Origin of the sequence: Lysinibacillus sp. NPDC056185 (assembly GCF_047737915.1) — a bacterium.
GTDB lineage: Bacteria > Bacillota > Bacilli > Bacillales_A > Planococcaceae > Lysinibacillus.
On record NZ_JBLLLQ010000040.1, the window covers coordinates 1 to 17,162 of the forward strand.

13 protein-coding genes and 1 riboswitch are annotated in these 17,162 nt (G+C 39.4%); of the genes, 2 read left to right on the plus strand and 11 right to left on the minus strand.

What is annotated here, in order from left to right; all coding sequences use genetic code 11:
- Positions 1-341 precede the first annotated feature (341 nt).
- Positions 342-1,538, plus strand: a complete 1,197-nt coding sequence (locus tag ACMZ42_RS24050; protein ID WP_370076959.1) for an MFS transporter — start codon at positions 342-344, stop codon at positions 1,536-1,538.
- A 67-nt stretch (positions 1,539-1,605) separates the two neighbouring features.
- Positions 1,606-1,713, plus strand: a riboswitch (TPP riboswitch).
- A gap of 506 nt (positions 1,714-2,219) precedes the next feature.
- Positions 2,220-2,720: an energy coupling factor transporter S component ThiW gene (gene thiW, locus ACMZ42_RS24055; RefSeq protein WP_415733033.1), complete on the plus strand. Its 501-nt coding sequence runs from the start codon at positions 2,220-2,222 to the stop codon at positions 2,718-2,720.
- 81 nt (positions 2,721-2,801) lie between these two features.
- Here the strand turns inward: thiW and ACMZ42_RS24060 are convergent, their stop codons facing one another.
- The 11 genes from ACMZ42_RS24060 to ACMZ42_RS24110 all read right to left on the minus strand — a co-directional run bounded on the left by ACMZ42_RS24060 (position 2,802) and on the right by ACMZ42_RS24110 (position 16,738).
- Positions 2,802-3,281, minus strand: a complete 480-nt coding sequence (locus ACMZ42_RS24060; RefSeq protein ID WP_415733034.1) for an EVE domain-containing protein — start codon at positions 3,279-3,281, stop codon at positions 2,802-2,804.
- Between the two features lie 15 nt (positions 3,282-3,296).
- A complete protein-coding gene (locus ACMZ42_RS24065; RefSeq protein WP_415733035.1) occupies positions 3,297-3,620 on the minus strand; it encodes a hypothetical protein in 324 nt (107 codons plus the stop codon).
- Positions 3,621-3,979: 359 nt separating this feature from the next.
- Positions 3,980-4,402 carry a MarR family winged helix-turn-helix transcriptional regulator gene (locus tag ACMZ42_RS24070; protein WP_370076951.1) on the minus strand — a complete coding sequence of 141 codons (423 nt, stop codon included), beginning with the start codon at positions 4,400-4,402 and terminating at the stop codon, positions 3,980-3,982.
- 493 nt (positions 4,403-4,895) lie between these two features.
- Positions 4,896-7,493, minus strand: coding sequence for a VWA domain-containing protein (locus tag ACMZ42_RS24075; protein WP_415733036.1), 2,598 nt, complete (start codon positions 7,491-7,493; stop codon positions 4,896-4,898).
- Positions 7,477-9,222 carry a vWA domain-containing protein gene (locus tag ACMZ42_RS24080; RefSeq protein ID WP_415733037.1) on the minus strand — a complete coding sequence of 582 codons (1,746 nt, stop codon included), beginning with the start codon at positions 9,220-9,222 and terminating at the stop codon, positions 7,477-7,479. Before ACMZ42_RS24080 ends, ACMZ42_RS24075 begins: the two co-directional genes overlap by 17 nt.
- Positions 9,223-9,233: 11 nt before the next feature.
- On the minus strand, positions 9,234-10,109 hold the full coding sequence (locus tag ACMZ42_RS24085) for a DUF58 domain-containing protein (RefSeq protein ID WP_415733038.1): 876 nt from the start codon (positions 10,107-10,109) through the stop codon (positions 9,234-9,236).
- The gene (locus tag ACMZ42_RS24090) at positions 10,106-11,101 is read right to left on the minus strand and encodes an AAA family ATPase (protein ID WP_415733039.1); all 996 of its coding nucleotides are present in this window, start codon (positions 11,099-11,101) and stop codon (positions 10,106-10,108) included. Before ACMZ42_RS24090 ends, ACMZ42_RS24085 begins: the two co-directional genes overlap by 4 nt.
- An 11-nt stretch (positions 11,102-11,112) precedes the next feature.
- A complete protein-coding gene (locus ACMZ42_RS24095) occupies positions 11,113-12,561 on the minus strand; it encodes a hypothetical protein (RefSeq protein WP_415733040.1) in 1,449 nt (482 codons plus the stop codon).
- Positions 12,562-12,573: 12 nt separating this feature from the next.
- Positions 12,574-13,419 (minus strand): ABC transporter permease, encoded by an 846-nt coding sequence (locus tag ACMZ42_RS24100; RefSeq protein ID WP_370076939.1) that lies wholly within the window; start codon positions 13,417-13,419, stop codon positions 12,574-12,576.
- Positions 13,416-14,351, minus strand: a complete 936-nt coding sequence (locus tag ACMZ42_RS24105) for an ATP-binding cassette domain-containing protein (RefSeq protein ID WP_415733041.1) — start codon at positions 14,349-14,351, stop codon at positions 13,416-13,418. Before ACMZ42_RS24105 ends, ACMZ42_RS24100 begins: the two co-directional genes overlap by 4 nt.
- Positions 14,351-16,738, minus strand: coding sequence for a hypothetical protein (locus ACMZ42_RS24110; protein ID WP_415733042.1), 2,388 nt, complete (start codon positions 16,736-16,738; stop codon positions 14,351-14,353). The genes ACMZ42_RS24105 and ACMZ42_RS24110 overlap by 1 nt, the downstream gene beginning before the upstream one ends.
- Between the last annotated feature and the right edge of the window lie 424 nt (positions 16,739-17,162).

Genomic DNA, 17,162 nt, shown 5'->3' on the forward strand with positions numbered 1-17,162 from the left:
ATCAGCAATAGAGGAACGAAGGCTAAAACCATCACGTCCTGTGATAACGCCTTCGTGACCAGCATCGTGCTGGCCCGAGACCCTGCAGCGAAGCGGCTCATCGGACGCCCCCAGGAAAGCGCCCAGCCGGAACGGAAATCAACACCCCCACGTTATGATGTATATGATGCGCCCCCATTATCCTTAATAATAAACCTATATTTTACTAATCAACACGCTTATTTTATTTGATCAATAGAATCCTCATAACCTTACTACTAAATCTCAGACTTATAGTCAATAGCAAACGTACAAGCCTTGTGGTAGACTGTAGTATATTTGATTAAAGAAAGGGGTATTCGATGACCCAGCAGAAGTCTAATAAGGCGGCTTTGTATATTTTAATGTTTAATATGTTTATCGCAATGGGGAGTATCGGAATTATTATTCCTGTCATGCCTGATTATTTAAAACTATTTGGTGCTGCAGGACAAGTACTTGGCATGTTGATTGCAACGTTCGCCTTAGCACAATTCGTATTTTCTCCAATTGCTGGGAATCTTTCCGATCAATACGGTCGTAAAAATCTCATTATTTTCGGCCTTATCGTAACAGGACTTGCACAAATTGGATTCGGACTTTCTACAGATGTGTGGATGCTCTTCTTGGCACGCTTTTTAGGTGGCCTTGGATCTGCATTTGTGGCACCTCCTATAATGGCATTTGTGGCTGACATCACAACGTACGAGGAACGCGGAAAAGGTATGGGGATGATAGGGGCAGCAATGTCCTTTGGTTTTATGATCGGACCAGGTATTGGCGGATTCCTCTCAAAAGTTAGTTTGCATTTTCCGTTTTATACTGCTGGATGTGCAGCTATCTTAGCAGCTATTTTATCGTTCTTTTTATTGCCTGCTACAAAACCGAACACTGCTAAAAAAGCACAGAAGCAGGATAATCTTGCAAAGCAGATGGCCCGTTCAGTCCGAATGCCTTATTTTGTCATGCTAATTATCATGCTTGTATTCTCTTTCGGGATTGCTAACTTCCAAACAACATTATCATTATTTGTTACAGACAAGTTTAATTACACACCTACTGATATCGCCATTATATTAGTTATGGGCGGCGCTTTTGGTGTTGTTGTACAGATGTTTGTTATTACACCGCTGTTTAATCGCTTCGGCGAAATGAAAGTAGTGTTAGTCAATTTATTTATTGCAGCCGTTTCGATTTTCTTAATATTATTCGCATCTGGTTTTGCACTTATTTTAATTGTAGCGACCATCTTCTCTACAGCTACGACATTGATTCGCCCAGCTGTCAACACATTGATTTCAAAGCTTGCTGAGAATGAACAGGGCTATGCAGCTGGTCTGAACAATGCTTATATGAGTCTTGGTAATATGATTGGTCCAGCTCTAGCAGGTATATTATTCGATTGGAATATGAACAGTCCTTATATATTCGGGTCTATTATTTTAATGGCTTGTTTCTTCCTTGCACTTATTTGGACAATGAAAAAAGCACCACATCTTATGCATCCTGATACAAAATAGTCTGAAAAGTTATTGACTATTTTTAGTAGTATGCTACATTAATATGTGAAAAACTAAAAATTCTATTAATTACCACTAGGGGAGTCTTTAAAAGGCTGAGACGTATATTATCATATACGGACCCTTTGAACCTGATCTAGTTCACACTAGCGGAGGGAAGTGCCGACACTTGCTTTTTACTATGTAGATACAAGGCCGCTTCCTATTGTTTTTTAGGAAGCGGCTTTTTTACGCTTTAGCGGCGGAACTCTCCTGTTTAGCGGCGCTTCTCATAGCCTTAACGGCGGTACTCCACTGTTTAGCGGCCGTTCTCTTTGGCTTAGCGGCGGTACTCCCCTGTTTAGCGGCGCTTCTCATTGGCTTAGCGGCGGTACTCCCCACTTTAGCGGCGCTTCTCATTGGCTTAGCGGCGGTACTCCCCCTGTTTAGTGGCGCTTCTCATTGGCTTAGCGGCGGAATTCCCCTGTTTAGCGGCGCTTCTCATTGGTTTAGCGGCGGTACTCCCCACTTTAGCGGCGCTTCTCATTGGCTTAGCGGCGGAACTCTCCTGTTTAGCGGCGCTTCTCACTGGCTTAGCGGCGGAACTCTTCTGTTTAGCGGCGCTTCTCATTGGCTTAGCGGCGGAACTCCCCACTTTAGCGGCGCTAACTATAAAATTCACATTTCAAAGGAGTGGAAATTATGTCAATTCGAAAATTAACAATCATGGCCTTATTAGTAGCAATTGCCGTAGCAGGTTCTACCTTCGTTTCAATACCAACGGGGATTGCACGTGCCTACCCTGTCCAACATGCCATTAATGTTATCGGTGCTATCATTCTTGGTCCAGTGCCTACTGTTATGGTCGCCTTTGTCACAGCCATTATTCGTATTTTAACAGGCACAGGCTCATTACTAGCTATACCTGGAAGTGTTATTGGCGCTCTATGTGCAGCTCTTGCCTATAAATACAGCGGTAAGCAATGGCTTGCAGGAGTCGGTGAAATGTTGGGGACAGGTATCATTGCCTCACTTATCGCAGTACCTTACGCGCATTTATTAATGGAGACATCCGTTGCTGCTTTATTTTTCATGCCAGCCTTTTTAACTTCAAGTACCATTGGTGCTATGTTAGGCATTGTCATTGCTAGCAATTTGCGTAAAACAGTATTTGTAACTAACCTTAACACTCAGCTTAAATAACTTGATTTACAGCAATTTAAAAACGTTACTTTCTTTAATGACAATTAATTAAGAAAGTAACGTTTTTTGTTCCAACCTATTTCACCCATACTTCAACGGTAATCCCATTTCATGAGCAATTAATAAAAAGTCTTTTTTGCTTATTTCAAAATGACCAAATCTAAATTTATAGCCATATTTGGATTTGTCCTCTACAAACTCTAAATAATCTAAGATCCTTTTTATTGGCACAGCTTTTGCATCTTTATAAAAGTCTATATCTCTTCTAAAAGGAATAAAATTTTCTGCCATTTGAAACTCGTATATTCGCTCGTCCTTCACTCTTCCAATTGCGGTAAATGCTCTTACAGGCTCATTACCATCTAGACTTTTTTTAGGAGAATAATAAATGATCCAGTCTCCTTTTTGCATTCGTTTCAAAGGTCTTTCTTTACCATGGCATAACTGGCCGAATCCTCCCTCAACCCCTTTTTGCACATGATTAAGAGATACCACACCAATCCAATATTTCGTGTCTCTTTCAGGTGTAGGAAGGGAATTTTGATTAGGATTTAATGACATAGCTTCCGCCCCCTTTTATTTTGGAATCATCGCCAACGATTTTATTTTTTCATTTTCAAGAATCAACCTTTCTTCCAGAATCACTGGGTTTGGCAAACCATCCCAAGTAGTTGAAACTGTAGCAATACATTCTGTATCATCACCATCAATATTTTGGATAGTTAATTTAAAGCCTTTTGGCATAGGTGACGTGTAAAAGTTTTGTATTTCTTTTCTTCCTTTAAAAATTTCACCTTTAAAATTTTTTAATTCTCCATGATCTACATACATATCAGATAAATCCTGACCCTCTTCTTGCGCTCTTCTCAAATACTCCTTCATAACCTCTACTGCTTTCATTTCTCATCACTCTTTCTTTTTTATTGATATGGTTATCAATTATGCCTCGGCATAATTGTTGCTGTCGCTTCGCTTTCGCACAGATAAACAATGCGTCCGGATTCGGCTTTGTGCTTAGGCCTGCAGATGTTTTTTGTGCGAAAGCGTAGCGGAAGTGGCACCGTTGCAGGTCAGTTAGCCGTTATCGCATGGATGCGATGGTTTTAGGCTAACATCCTTTATTAACTCCTTTCCGAATCCGTGACATCCGCCGGAGGCTTTAGGCCAACACGAAGTTGGTCACTCAGTCGTTGCCACAGGACGTGGCGTTCTTAGACTGAGTTCCTCTATTTCAGCAGGTTGCTGAAAGAAGTTAAACCCTATTCACGATTTTCATATACTTTTTTCAATATGCTTTTCAACAGCTCTTTTTCTTCCAATGATAGTACGTTTAACACTTCATTCTCAGAAATCGAAAGGGTCTTCAATAAATCTTCTGCCAAATTTTCACCATGTTCCGTAAGGCATATTAAATTCTCTCTTCTATTTTCTGGATTTTTCTCCCTATAAACATAATTTCTTTCTTCTAGACCATCGATAAAAAAGCGGACACTATTTTTATCTAACTTTAAAATCTGCCCTATTTGAATTTGACTAAGTTTATTTTCTTTTACAGCAATCATGATCCCGACTTCTCTGGATTTCATTTGATATTTTTCACTAATATATTTCTCGAGGTTTTCCTCCAAAGCCTCTGCTAATTTAAAACTAAGAAACCCAAAAGAATTCATTATATTGGTCATGTCCAAACCTCCAAAATCCATAGTACTTAAAAGTGATAGTAATATTTTATTACTATCATCCATTATTACATTCGTGCATATTATTTACAAGGAAAATTTTTCTTATCACAAAAAAAGATCTCTAGTTTCACAAAAGTAGAAATCTAAAACTCATCATCATATCGTGTGGTTGATTACCGTTCCGACTGGGTGCTTTGTTGCTGCCGCTACGTTAGCACTACGCTTTCGCACAGAAAACATTCGCTTCGCTGCAGGGTCTCGGGCCAGCACGATGCTGGTCACGAAGGCGTTATCACAGGACGTGATGGTTTTAGCCTTCGTTCCTCTATTGCTAATCCCCAAGGAGTCGCCCAGTCTCCACTCCAATCAACTAATTATTTATGGTATATGCTTTAACAAATGTCATTCCGATCTTTTGGTGATAACCCTAAAATAGAATGACAAAAAAACGATGGCTCATTACTATAAAGCAATGAACCATCGTTTTTAGTTACTAAGATCGTTTTTTCATACCCTTTAATAGCTGGGCAACATTTGTGTCCTCTGCCTGTATTGATTTTTCCTCTACAGGCTGTTCTTTTTTCCTCGGCCTTGTTAGGAAGCCCCAACCAAAGCGTCGAATAGTAATATCTATGAAGAATAGTAGCATACCCGCCAATAAGAGCCATGTTGCAATATTTTGGCGTTCCGCACCTTTTTTAGTAAATTCACGGAATGCCTCGCTCGGTTCTTTTAAAACGGAGCCGCCTGTTTGCTTTGTTAGCTCTTTGACTAGCTTATCATTCACTGGGCGTAATTCATACTCAGCACTATAAGGTACACTTAACCCTGCCTGGTAAATGGCATTTTCTTCATCGGCAATGCGGAAGAAGATGAGTCCTGGTTCTGCTTGTACGACTGCTCGAACTTGTGATGCTGAAATTGTTTCAAGCTGTGTATCAAGTTCTTCACCCGCTTCATTGACAGCAACAATATCTAAGAACGCCGCTTCATTTGTTGGGTCAGTGATGACAAATGAGCCGTCTGATTCTAGACGTACATCATAGGCAACATCATTATAGCTTGGTAGCATTTTTGAAATAAGCGTTTGCCAAAATGTGCCCCAATTTTGCCATCTTGCCCAGTCTCCTGTCCATTTTCCTGCCGAATCAGAGGTAAAGGCGAATGTTTTGCCAAGGCCATATTGCCATTCTGCAAGTACTGGATCTTCCTTCTCACTTTCTGCAATAATAGTAGCTCCCTGCTTTGCTGTCGTACCGATATAAGCGTTCATTTTAGGTACACCATCTGTAAATAATGTATTCCAGCTAGCTGCATTAAATATAGTTGGATAGAATGGGTTATCCTCAATATATGTGCGTGAAATCATGGCTGTTTCACGAGATAAAATAGAAGGGATTGTCTGCTCATCAACAACATCGTAGAAACGCCCGCTGCCCATCTCGCTAAGCGCTTCAAGTAAGTTGGCATCTGCATCCTGACCAATTGCAACTGTTGAAAGAGTAATGCCTTTCTCTTTTCCTTGAGCAATTAAGTCTTCATAGTTACCAGGCTGAGACTGACCATCAGTTAATAGAATAATATGCTTTCGCTGTAGCTTTAAATCATCTAGATTTTCATAAGCTTTAGCAAGTGAGCCATATATTTCGGTACCACCACCTGGCGTTACAGATAAAATCGTATCTACCGCTTCTTCCTTATTGCCAAGTGGTCCTGTCTCAATAATTTCCCAAGGTCGATCATCAAAGGCAATAAACCCGAGTGTATCCTCTCCTCGTAGCATTTCAACTGAACGAGCGGCCGCCTCTTTTGCGAGCTCTAGCTTTGCTCCAGACATACTTCCAGAGCGGTCAAGGACAATCACAAGCCCTAATGACGGTAATTGTTCCTTACCTTTAATCTCCATTTCAACAGGTAATAAAGTTTCGATTGGTGTTTTAAAGTAGCCTCCTAAGCCAAAGCTATTTTCGCCACCGACCATTGTAAAACCGACACCGAAATTTTTCACTGCTTGCTCAATGACATTCATTTTTGCCTCACCTACTAAATGTCCTGGCACATTATCAAAAATGATGGCATTGTATTGTAAATAACTAGAAAGTTCATTTGGCAGACTGTTAGCATTTACAACATCATAGGCAATTGATTGTTTGCCAAGCGCTGCTGCAATTGGTGATGCCGTATCATAGCCATTAACAATTAGTAAATGTGGTTCACTTTGCACCATTGTGACGCTTGTTAATTTATTATTTTCAAAAATGGCATCCTGTTCGACCTGCACGATTGCCTCATATTTTACAAGCCCTTCAGCCGTTGCTGAATGTTTATATGTAAAAATATTTGACCCTTCTGCAAGCTCCACTGCTTCACGGTGAATTAGCTTATCGTTTTCGTATAGCAATAGCTCACCTTGTTCTGCTACAGTTGCATTTATTTCGGCAACTAGCTGCTGTTGCTCACCTACATAAGCAACTTGCGGTGTGACAAAGCTTTTCATAGATACATCCTTAGCAACAGGTTGGTTAAATGGCATTACATCAACACTTATATTTGACCCTTTAAACTTTGATGCAAATTCTAAGGCATCTCCTTTTGTTTCATTGCCATCCGTTAAGAGTACAAGTCGTGTTGCTTTTTTTGGATCTACAATACCTGAAGCGAGCTGTAGACTCTGTTCAATATTTGTTTGATCTGTTGCTTTTATAGCTGTAAACTTCGGCACTTCCTTTAAAGACTTCGATAAAATGGCTTCCGTTTGTAAAGTCGATGAAAAAGAATAAATCCCTGCAAGCTGTTCATCTTTTTTCGACGGTAAACTTTCCGCTATAAAATTGGCCATCTCATCATTTGTCCCATTCATTGAAGCAGAACGGTCTACTAAGAATAATACTTGTTCTTCCTTTACGGGCAATAAAATATAGGGTCCTGCAAGTGCAAAAACCAAACAGCATACTGCCACAATACGAATACCTAGTACGACGATATGACTCTTCTTTAGTCGCTGACGTTCACGCCAATAGGTCCATCCAAAATACATAAGCAATGGAAGTAAAAGCAACAATGCTAATGGCATATCAATTCGTAAATCCACGACGTCGTTGCACCTCCCACTCTAAAACAAGTAATACCAGAATCATAAGGATAATCCAAGGCACGAACGATGTTTTCGATATTTCTTCCTTACCATTGTCCGGAAGCTCTCCAAGTGTATAACTTGTCCCTTTTTCAATCACACGCTCTTGCGCTTGGAGCTGTACGATGAAGCGCTTTTCTTCATCTTTTGAGCGAGCTGTATAAATTCCTGGCTTCATTGGAGCTGTTAGTAGACCATTCGAAATGGACGATAAAAACTCTTCTTCCTGCGAATAAATACTCCAATCACCTTGCGCTAAAGCAACTGCGCGTTGCTCATTTGGTGTGAAAATACCAAGAGAACCAACTGATTCTGAAAGTTCCTGTTCAGCACTCCATAAAAATAATGGGAATGAAGGATGTAACGGCCAATCTGTATCTGCAATATCAGCTAATACAACGATATCCCCTTCAGGTGAACGCTGAATAAATGGCTGGTCTCCAACTGATGCAATCGTTTTATAGTCATCGAATCTAGGATATACAGCACTGACGTAAATATCTTTTAGCTCACTAAATGCAAACAATGCATCACTTGTTGTACTGATTTCCCCAGTAGCTTCAACCTTCTCAACGTCATCCCGTCCAAATAAAACAATTGGCTTGTCCATCTTTTCGAGTAGCGCCGTCTGATTGGTCACTACTGTAGCATCCAAATTGTCAGCCAGTTGTGAAGATGGAACAATTTTCACACTACTATTAATCGTTTGCAAACCTTTTTGGATGAGTTGATGCATACTTTGATCGACAACTACTTTTGAAGTAGCTGTTTGTAGCAATACCGTTTGTGAATTATCAACAGCATAATCGTCCTTGGCATCTATTTTGGCAGTCAACGTATCTTCTAACGGTAGATCTTTAAATGTTTTTGTTATGGCTTCATTTGGAGGTAATGCGACACTCTCTGTAACAATCTCCTTACCCTTAACATTTTCTATCGAAAGTTTTACATTTTGCTCTTTGTTCGTATCATTTTGTAACTGAACAAGTGCCATAGCAGATTGTCCATCTGTAGTAGCAGCAAAACGTGTCATTGCGATATTTGTTAAATCCTTTGCAGACCCTTTTACGATCCACTTCACCGTATCTTTTTCCATCGGTAATTGCTTTTTATCGAGCGCATCTGTAAAGACATAAATAGATGTTGGTGTATTGCCGACAAAAGCCTGTGCCACATCTAAAGCTTTATTCATTTGAGCTGTCTCATACGTTACTTGTAACTGTTGAATGGCTTTTTCAATATCTTTAGTATTTGTTTCTTGCTGTAATATGGCTTTTGGCGTATTGCCTGTTGTAATGAGTGTCACAGGTCTTCCATCAAGCTCATTGACCAATGACAGCATTTCTTTTTTATGTGTATCAAATGTTGACTGCTCTTTCCCTGCTAACATCGTTGCAGAAGTGTCCACTATGAAAATCGTCTGCGCACCAACAATTGTTGACTTTTTAACATATGGATTCATTAATGCTAGTACGAGTAAAAGAAGAGCAAGTAGTTGCAAATAAAGCAGTGCATTTTTTTGTAAATGTTTTAAGTATGGTGACACACGTGTTTCTTGCATAATTTCCGACCAGAAAAGTGTGGAGGATACAGTTTGATCGGTATATTTTTTTCGAAAGAAATAATATAGAAGGACAATGACCGGGATGATGGCCGTCCAGCTAAAAAGTAATTGACTAAAGCCCAATACGGCTCACCTCACCTAATCCAATGTGCTTTTAATAATTGATGGAAGATGACATGCTGTAATCCATCCTCTACTTTAAGTTGTAATTGTCGAACACCGAAGCGCCGACAAATTGCTTCAAATTCCTCTTCATGTAATAAACGTCTTGCCGTATATGTGTCCAGCACTTTAGAAGACATCGTAACATTTACATCTCTGCCCGTTTCACGATCAAGTAAGCGCACATCACCCGTATATTCTGGTGCTATTTCTTCTTGTGTTACTATTTGCAAAATACGGACATCCCCTGCAAAACGTGGTAGCCTTTTTAAAAGTTGCTCCCATTCCTCGATTGGCTCAAGTCCGTCTGTGACAATAAATAGTACGGTACTATCTTTAGGCAATGCTTTGAAAGCTCCTTGTGCGAAGCTATTTGTATAAGTTGCTTGCTCAATCTCGGTGACCACCTGTAAAAAGGCGCGACGATACATAGCACCCTTACGACGAAACGGTGGCTTCACCTCATCCTGTAGAAAAGAAAATGATAAGCGATCATCGCGGCCGAGCACCATTAGGCCAAGTGAGGCGACAATTTGCCGGGCAAAAGTCCATTTTGCTTGATCGCCCATAGATTTAGTTGTATCTAGCAAAATGTGTACGCGCATTTCTTGTTCATCTAAAAAACGTTTAATGAAGTATTTATCAGTTCTCGCAAAGACGTTCCAATCCACCTGACGTACATCATCACCTAAATGATATTCACGAAAATCTGAAAAATCTAGCGATGCCCCAAAGCGTTGCGAACGGTGCGAGCCCTTGTGCTGCCCACGTAATTTGGAGGCCGTTGCCACTTGGAAGCGACTGATTTTCGCTAACCAATCCTCGGGCAATAATAATTTTTGTGTCACCTGCTAACACCTTGCTGTACTTTTTCTAAAATGACATCAATCACATCGTCTGTTGTTTTACCTGAAGCCTCCCCTTCATAATTCAACAGCATTCGATGGCGTAACACTGGCTTAGCTACAGATTTAATATCTGCTACAGAAACGTGGAAACGTCCATTCATAAGCGCTCTTGCTTTCGCTAACTTAATTAAACTTTGTAAACCTCGAGGGCCGCTACCGTACATCGCATATTGCTTAACCTCATCAATGGCATCCACTCTCTCAGGATGTGTAGCCACAACAAGGTCCGTCGCAAATTCAAGCATTTCATCAGCAACAAGTACTTCCTTGACCATTTGTTGCGCTTCAATCAGTGCTTCTGTATCCATGATCTTTTGTAAATCAATTTCCTTAGCGCCTGTTGTACGCTTCATAATTTCCATTAGTTCACTTTTCTCAGGATACGGCACAAGAATTTTACATAGGAAACGGTCCATTTGTGCTTCTGGTAACGGGTATGTTCCCTCCATCTCAATCGGGTTTTGTGTTGCCAACACGAAGAATGGTCTCGCCATCTTCTTTGTATCTCCCAAAATTGTTACAGTTTTTTCCCCCATTGCTTCAAGCAGTGCACTTTGTGTTTTTGGTGTTGCTCGGTTAATCTCATCTGCTAATACCATTTGGCTAAAAATCGGACCTGGCTGGAACGTAAACTGCTGCTTGCCATCAGCTGTGCGCTCAATCATGCTTGTCCCTGTAATATCCGCTGGCATTAAATCTGGTGTAAATTGAATTCGTGAAAATGATAAATCTAGTACTTCAGAAATTGTACGAATTAACATCGTTTTCCCTAAACCCGGTAGGCCCTCTAATAATGCATGCCCATCAGCAAGGACTGCGTATAATGTATAATCAATTGCTTCCTCTTGGCCAACTATAAAGCGATGAATTTCTTCCTTTACTTGTTGTAATTTCGTACTCATTTCAACATATTGTTGCTCTGTAAATGCCATTCCTTTTCCTCCTACTTAGAGTCAATTGACGTGAAATAAGATTGCACGACATTTTGTAAATCCTTCGGTAATTGTAAACGCTCTGAGCTTTCTAAATAGCTATCTTTATAGGAACCTATAACTTCCTCATATGGACGGATAGAACCTTTAGTAATCGGGCCATTTCCTTGTTGCTCTGAAACATGTGATCCATCTCCTAATGCTCCACCATCAACTGAAGTCTGACTAGAGCCACCAATTCTATTCGGTGTTGTCAATAAATCGCGGCCGCCCTGTCCTGTGCCTGCGCCTTTACCTCCTTGAGCAGTACCTTGACTTTGACCATTGCCATTTCCCTGACCTTGTCCTTGACCCTGACCTTGTCCTTGACCCTGTCCTTGACCATTGCCTTGTCCTTGACCTTGTTGATTGCTTTGATTCGATCCTTGTTTCTGTCCTTGACCACTAGCCTGTTGGGAACCATTTTGAGAATTAGTTTGGCCTTGTTGTCCTGTTTGACCTTGTTGATTACTTTGCTGTGAATTCGCTGATGGATTGGTATTAGGATTGTTTTGCTGATTATTATTGGCACTATTGGTACTCGCTATAGCATTTTGTAGAGTATTGCTTGCAGGTTTCCCAAGCTTGCTCATAGCTGTCTGAGTAGCATTTGCATTTTGCGTTAACTCCTGCTGCATTTGAGCGAGCTCCTTCAATTGTTCCACTTCTTCCTTCGATAAGCCTTTGTCGTCAGAAGCGCCATCCTTACTAGCTGTTTGCTTATCCTTTAATTGTTGCTCCTTTAAAGCAAGCTCTTTTTGCTTCTTCACGACTTCGCGTAATGCCTCTTCAGCTGTTTCTGTCTTTTTTAACGTATTTTGCAATTCTTTTAATTGCTCTTTCACTTCTTTTGTTTCTGCTTTTTTCTCTAATTGAGCAACTTCCTTCTTTACGTCTTCAATGACAGTTTTTTCTTTTTCGACCTCAATTGCTTCAATTTGTGAAGCTGCTGGGAACATATAAAGAATGGCCAGTACGACAGCTGTTCCAAATAAGCCAATCAATGCTTTGGGACGAAACAAATTTTTCTTTCGAGACTTAAAATCAGCAAATGCCTTTTCAACGTTCTCGATCGCTTTCGTTAGTAGAGATTGAACGAGTGGAACCTTATCGTCCTCGAACGATAAGGCTGTCACAAGTTCATTGTGAGAAAAATAATCATCCAGTGTATGCAATGCTTCCTTTTCTTTTACACGCTTCCACCACATAAACAGCACTGTTGCTAGTATGACAACGATAAAGATAGCAAGAGCTGTTTGGCGATAATACGGCCAAACAAAGAGCCTGGAAACGAGGAAGAGGGCAGCACTCGAAAGCAATGCCAAAAACAAGCCGTACTGTGCAATTGGAATGCTTCTTTCTACTGTTAAACTCGTCTTTGCACGCTGAATATATTTTCGTAATTGCTTACGACGCTCCATAAGATTTCCTCCTTATCGGTTACTTTTCATATTGGCACGTAATTTTTTAATCGCAATTGTTAAACAAACAACAATGATCAATGAATAAGCTATTAAATAACTAATCCATACAGGTAATTTCACTCCTGAAACTTGCACTAAAGCATCGCCCATAGATGATGAAGTAAGCGTAAGCATTAATGCACCTGGGTTAATAGAAGCCCAGAAGTAAGTCATGTAGGAAGTACCAGTACCTGCGGCATTTCCCATTTGATGGAAGGCCATTGATAAGAAGAAGAAAAACGCTGTAATGCCACCTAAAAAAATGATCGAACCATACGTAGAAATCATCGCAACAATTGTTCGTTTTGTAATGGTTGAAAACATAACACCAATACTACCAATGGCTACAACTGTTAATAAATAAAATAAAAATATCGAGATTAATTGGGACGGTGATACGCCACCAAATAAAAATACTAAACTATACAATGGTAACCCTGCGATAAGCATTAATACTAAAAATGCTACCGAGGATAATAATTTCCCAATGATGATTTGAGTAGAACTTTGTGTCGTTGTTAGTAAAATATTTAATGTTTGCTTTTCCCTTTCGCTGCTAATTGCACCGGCAGTTAAGCTCGGTGTAATGAAAAGAACAAGAGCCATTTGTAATATTGTTAAGACTGCGAACATCATAAAGCTTGTGTCTGGTCTAAAGAAACCTTTGCCTGTGAAGCCAGTTGTTATAAGCAAAAATCCTACGATAAAAATACAAATAACCGCTAAATAAAACATTAAACCTGAAAAGCTTTTAAAAGAACGGAAGCGCAACTTCAATTCTTTTACGAATACCGGATTATAAAATCGTTCCATCATTGATTGTCCGCTCCCTTCGTAATAGCCATAAAGACATCCTCTAAATCTTTTTCCTCTTCGCTTAATGCATAAATAGGTAAATTCGCAAGTATTGCCTTTTTCAAAAGTGCTACCTGATCGTCATCTGTTCCTCGGTAATTAAAGGCTATCTCTAAGCGATTATCCATTACATCTATAGAAGAGATTTGTGGATCCTCCTCCAAAAACGCACGTACCTCGTTTAAACGATCCGTTACTTTTACTACGATACGCTTCTCCCCCTGCAGCTGTGCTTGAATGGAAGCCACATTGCCATGAGCGATAAGCTTACCATTATCAATCACACCGATTTCATCACACATTTCTGCAAGCTCAGGCAAAATATGTGAGGAGATTAAAATCGTTTTTCCCATAGATTTTAAATTCCGTAAAATATCTCGCATTTCTACTCGGGCGCGTGGATCTAAGCCTGAAGCAGGTTCATCCAAAATTAATACTTTAGGATCGTGGATAAGTGCACGTGCCAAACATAGACGCTGCTTCATCCCACGTGACAGTAAATCAACATATTCATGACGTTTATTCGATAAATTCACGAGCTCTAGTAGCTGTGGAATAAGTACTTTTCGTTCAGCTGCCCCAATGCCATAGCTGGCACCGTAAAAGTCTAAGTATTCGTCTACTTTTAGTTGATCATAAACGCCAAAGAAATCTGGCATATAACCAATTTGTTTTCGAACTTCCTTAGGTTCCTTAATAACGCTTTTACCATTAATAATGGCATCACCTGAAGTTGGAGATAGCAAGGTTGCTAAAATCGAGAATGTAGTCGATTTACCTGCCCCATTGGCACCTACAAAACCAAAGACAACCCCTTCCTCCAAAGATAAATTCAAATGATCTAATGCTGTAAAGGAGCCGTATCTTTTCGTTAAATCACGAATTTCAATCATTATTTCGCCACTCCCTTCAGCTCTACATCTGGTAATCTTGTTTCCTCACCTGTTTGATCTGGTCCGAATTTAATCTCAATCAGCAATTCATCATGATCATTGAAGTATTTTTTTATGTTACCTGTAAACACCTGTTTCGCATCTACCAATGGCTCATAATTTTTCGTTTCGTTATTCCAAATCGATAGCTGCATGCGATCAATATCCTTATTTGAAACTGTCAATTCGTTTAATGTTTGAACTGAATTCATAAACTTATCTGGCATCGCGATGGATACTTCATAGGAACCATCCGACAAGCGCCAATTATTTAATTGTTCATCCACTTTTTCAGCATACGAATTAGGAGATAGTTGGTTTACTGAATACGCAAAGTTGTTACGTTTCATCGTAAATGGACCTGATAACTCTACTTTGCCTTCAAATGGCTGAACAAAATAGGAAATCGGTGACATACTAACACTTGTTTCTAGCTCAACCCCAGCAATTGCTTGGTCTGCCCATGCTGTAATGACAGGTTTTTTATCATCTTCTACAAGCGGTAATGCCATAGATTTCATACCCTCGATACGTGAAGGATTCACGTCTTCCTTCTTCGCTGGATAATTATTAAAATTGTAATTAGTAAAATCAGATGGTTTTTGAAGAACCGTTGCTTTTAGCTCTGTGTCGACTTTAAGTGTACCGTTCGCTTCAATGTCGCCAAGTTTAACTTCTTTAATGCCAGAGATTAGAGTAACGTCCTTTAGGGCAAACGGGAAATTGTTCTTAATTGTCCCAGTTAACTTTTCATTATTTAACGTAATATCGATATCCATCTTCCCAATATTTTGTGCCGCTGACTTCCCTGCAAACGATTGCACAGACCAATAACTTAAATCACGTAGTGTTAGCGTTGAACCATTGGCATTTTCCTTAATATAGGATATTTCGTGTAAATTCTCCCTTACCCCTGCGAAATTAATAGAATTTCGTAGCGCGAATGCACTTGTATTCTTATCTGCATTAACAACAAAATCACCACTACGATTTGTTAAAATGGACTCTACATAATAACCATTTACACTACTATCTTCATTTATTTTATAAAATGCAGATTGTTGAATTTGCGGTTGCCCAATTCGATCTTTTGCACCAAAAATAAATAGAGTAATAGATAACACAATTGATATCGCAGGAATGATCCACCATGCATGCTCACGTTTGTCTATTTTCTTTAAAATGAAATATAAAATAGGTCCGATAATTAAAATATATAAAATAATAACTATTAGCATATAGCTAACAGATACTTCAAACGAAGGGAATAGCTCATTTATGGTACGCAGGTCATATGGAATTTGATCCAGCGGTGACTGTCCATTAATCATTACCCCTTGTTGTGACATCTTTTGAATATTTATCAATTTTGACACTAGTGCTGGGTAGCCATCCATAGACGCAAGTGGTTGATCTCCTAAAGAAAAGGCTGTTTGAATAATTTCCCCACTGCCAACTTTTTTCTTAGAAGCTAAAATCTTATTATTATCTGTTAATACAGGAATACTTCCTTTATTTTCAGTTGCCCCATATATAGAAATAGGATGTGTAAATTTTCCTCCTCCTGATAATTTTGATAGGCTATCTGCTGAAACGGATGTCATTTGTTGTGATAATGCTAGTGGTAAATAATCTTTGAAAATACCTGCTGTTGCATTTACTTGATCAGCAGCTCCTACTATTAATGTTCCACCATTTTGTACCCAATTTAGTAAGGACTCTTGTTGCTTTTGCGTTAAATCAGCAATCGCAATTTCATCGATGACGATAACATTCGCCATTGTAAATCCCTTTGTATCCTCTGGCAGTGTATAATCCTTGATTTGCTTTAAATTGAAAACTTCAACACTATTTTGTGGAGCTAATTGGGATAGCTTGAAAAATGCCGATAAACGATCGCTTTTATCCGTTAATGTGTAAATAAAAACTGATGAAGGATCTAAAAGATTACCTTGTAGCTGCTTTGTTCCTTTATAAGCAACCTTTTTTCCTTTTTCAATGCTTCCTTCATAAAATGCAAACACATCTGCATTCCAGGAATCGATACCCTCTAGATAAATATCAAATGTTTTTTCTTCTCCCGCCGCTATATCTATTGGAAGCACTTTAGCTGACGCAGCTTGATTGGAACTGGAAGTATTGATGACCATATCTCCAGAAAAATCTGTACCATTATTTTTTACTGTTATTTGAATTGGCACAACTGATTGGTATTTTGCTTTACCTGCAATCCCTGCCTTAGCCTGCACATCTAACGTAGCAGCCGCTTTTGCCTGCTCCATAGGTAGAATAAAGCTAATAACAAGCATGAATAGTAGTATGAGTGCCGTTATATTCTTTTTCTTCAAAAACTCAACCCCTTTTATGTAAATTGTTGGTTACATAATTATACGATTTAAATTGCACTTTGTTCCATTTCTTATGACATCTTCATGAATATTCATAAACTCTTAAGAATTAGCTGATTTCCAAAGTTAGGGATGACATTTTATTAAAACGTATGCATGTAAGTGGACGTTTTATCGCCCAACTTTTAAATTTTATCGACATCCACCTTCCAAAGAGCAAAAAGGATTAATACACAAAACTGTGTGTGAATCCTTTTTCTAAAGGTTGGGCGATAATTCTTGAAAGTGTTCCGATAAAATAAAAAAGTGGGATGACATTTTTTTAATCCTATGTCATGTGAATAAGTTGATTGGAGTGAGACTGGGAGACTAGCGTCACAGATGAGACCCTGGAGCGAGACATAGGGGAACGAAGGCTAAAACC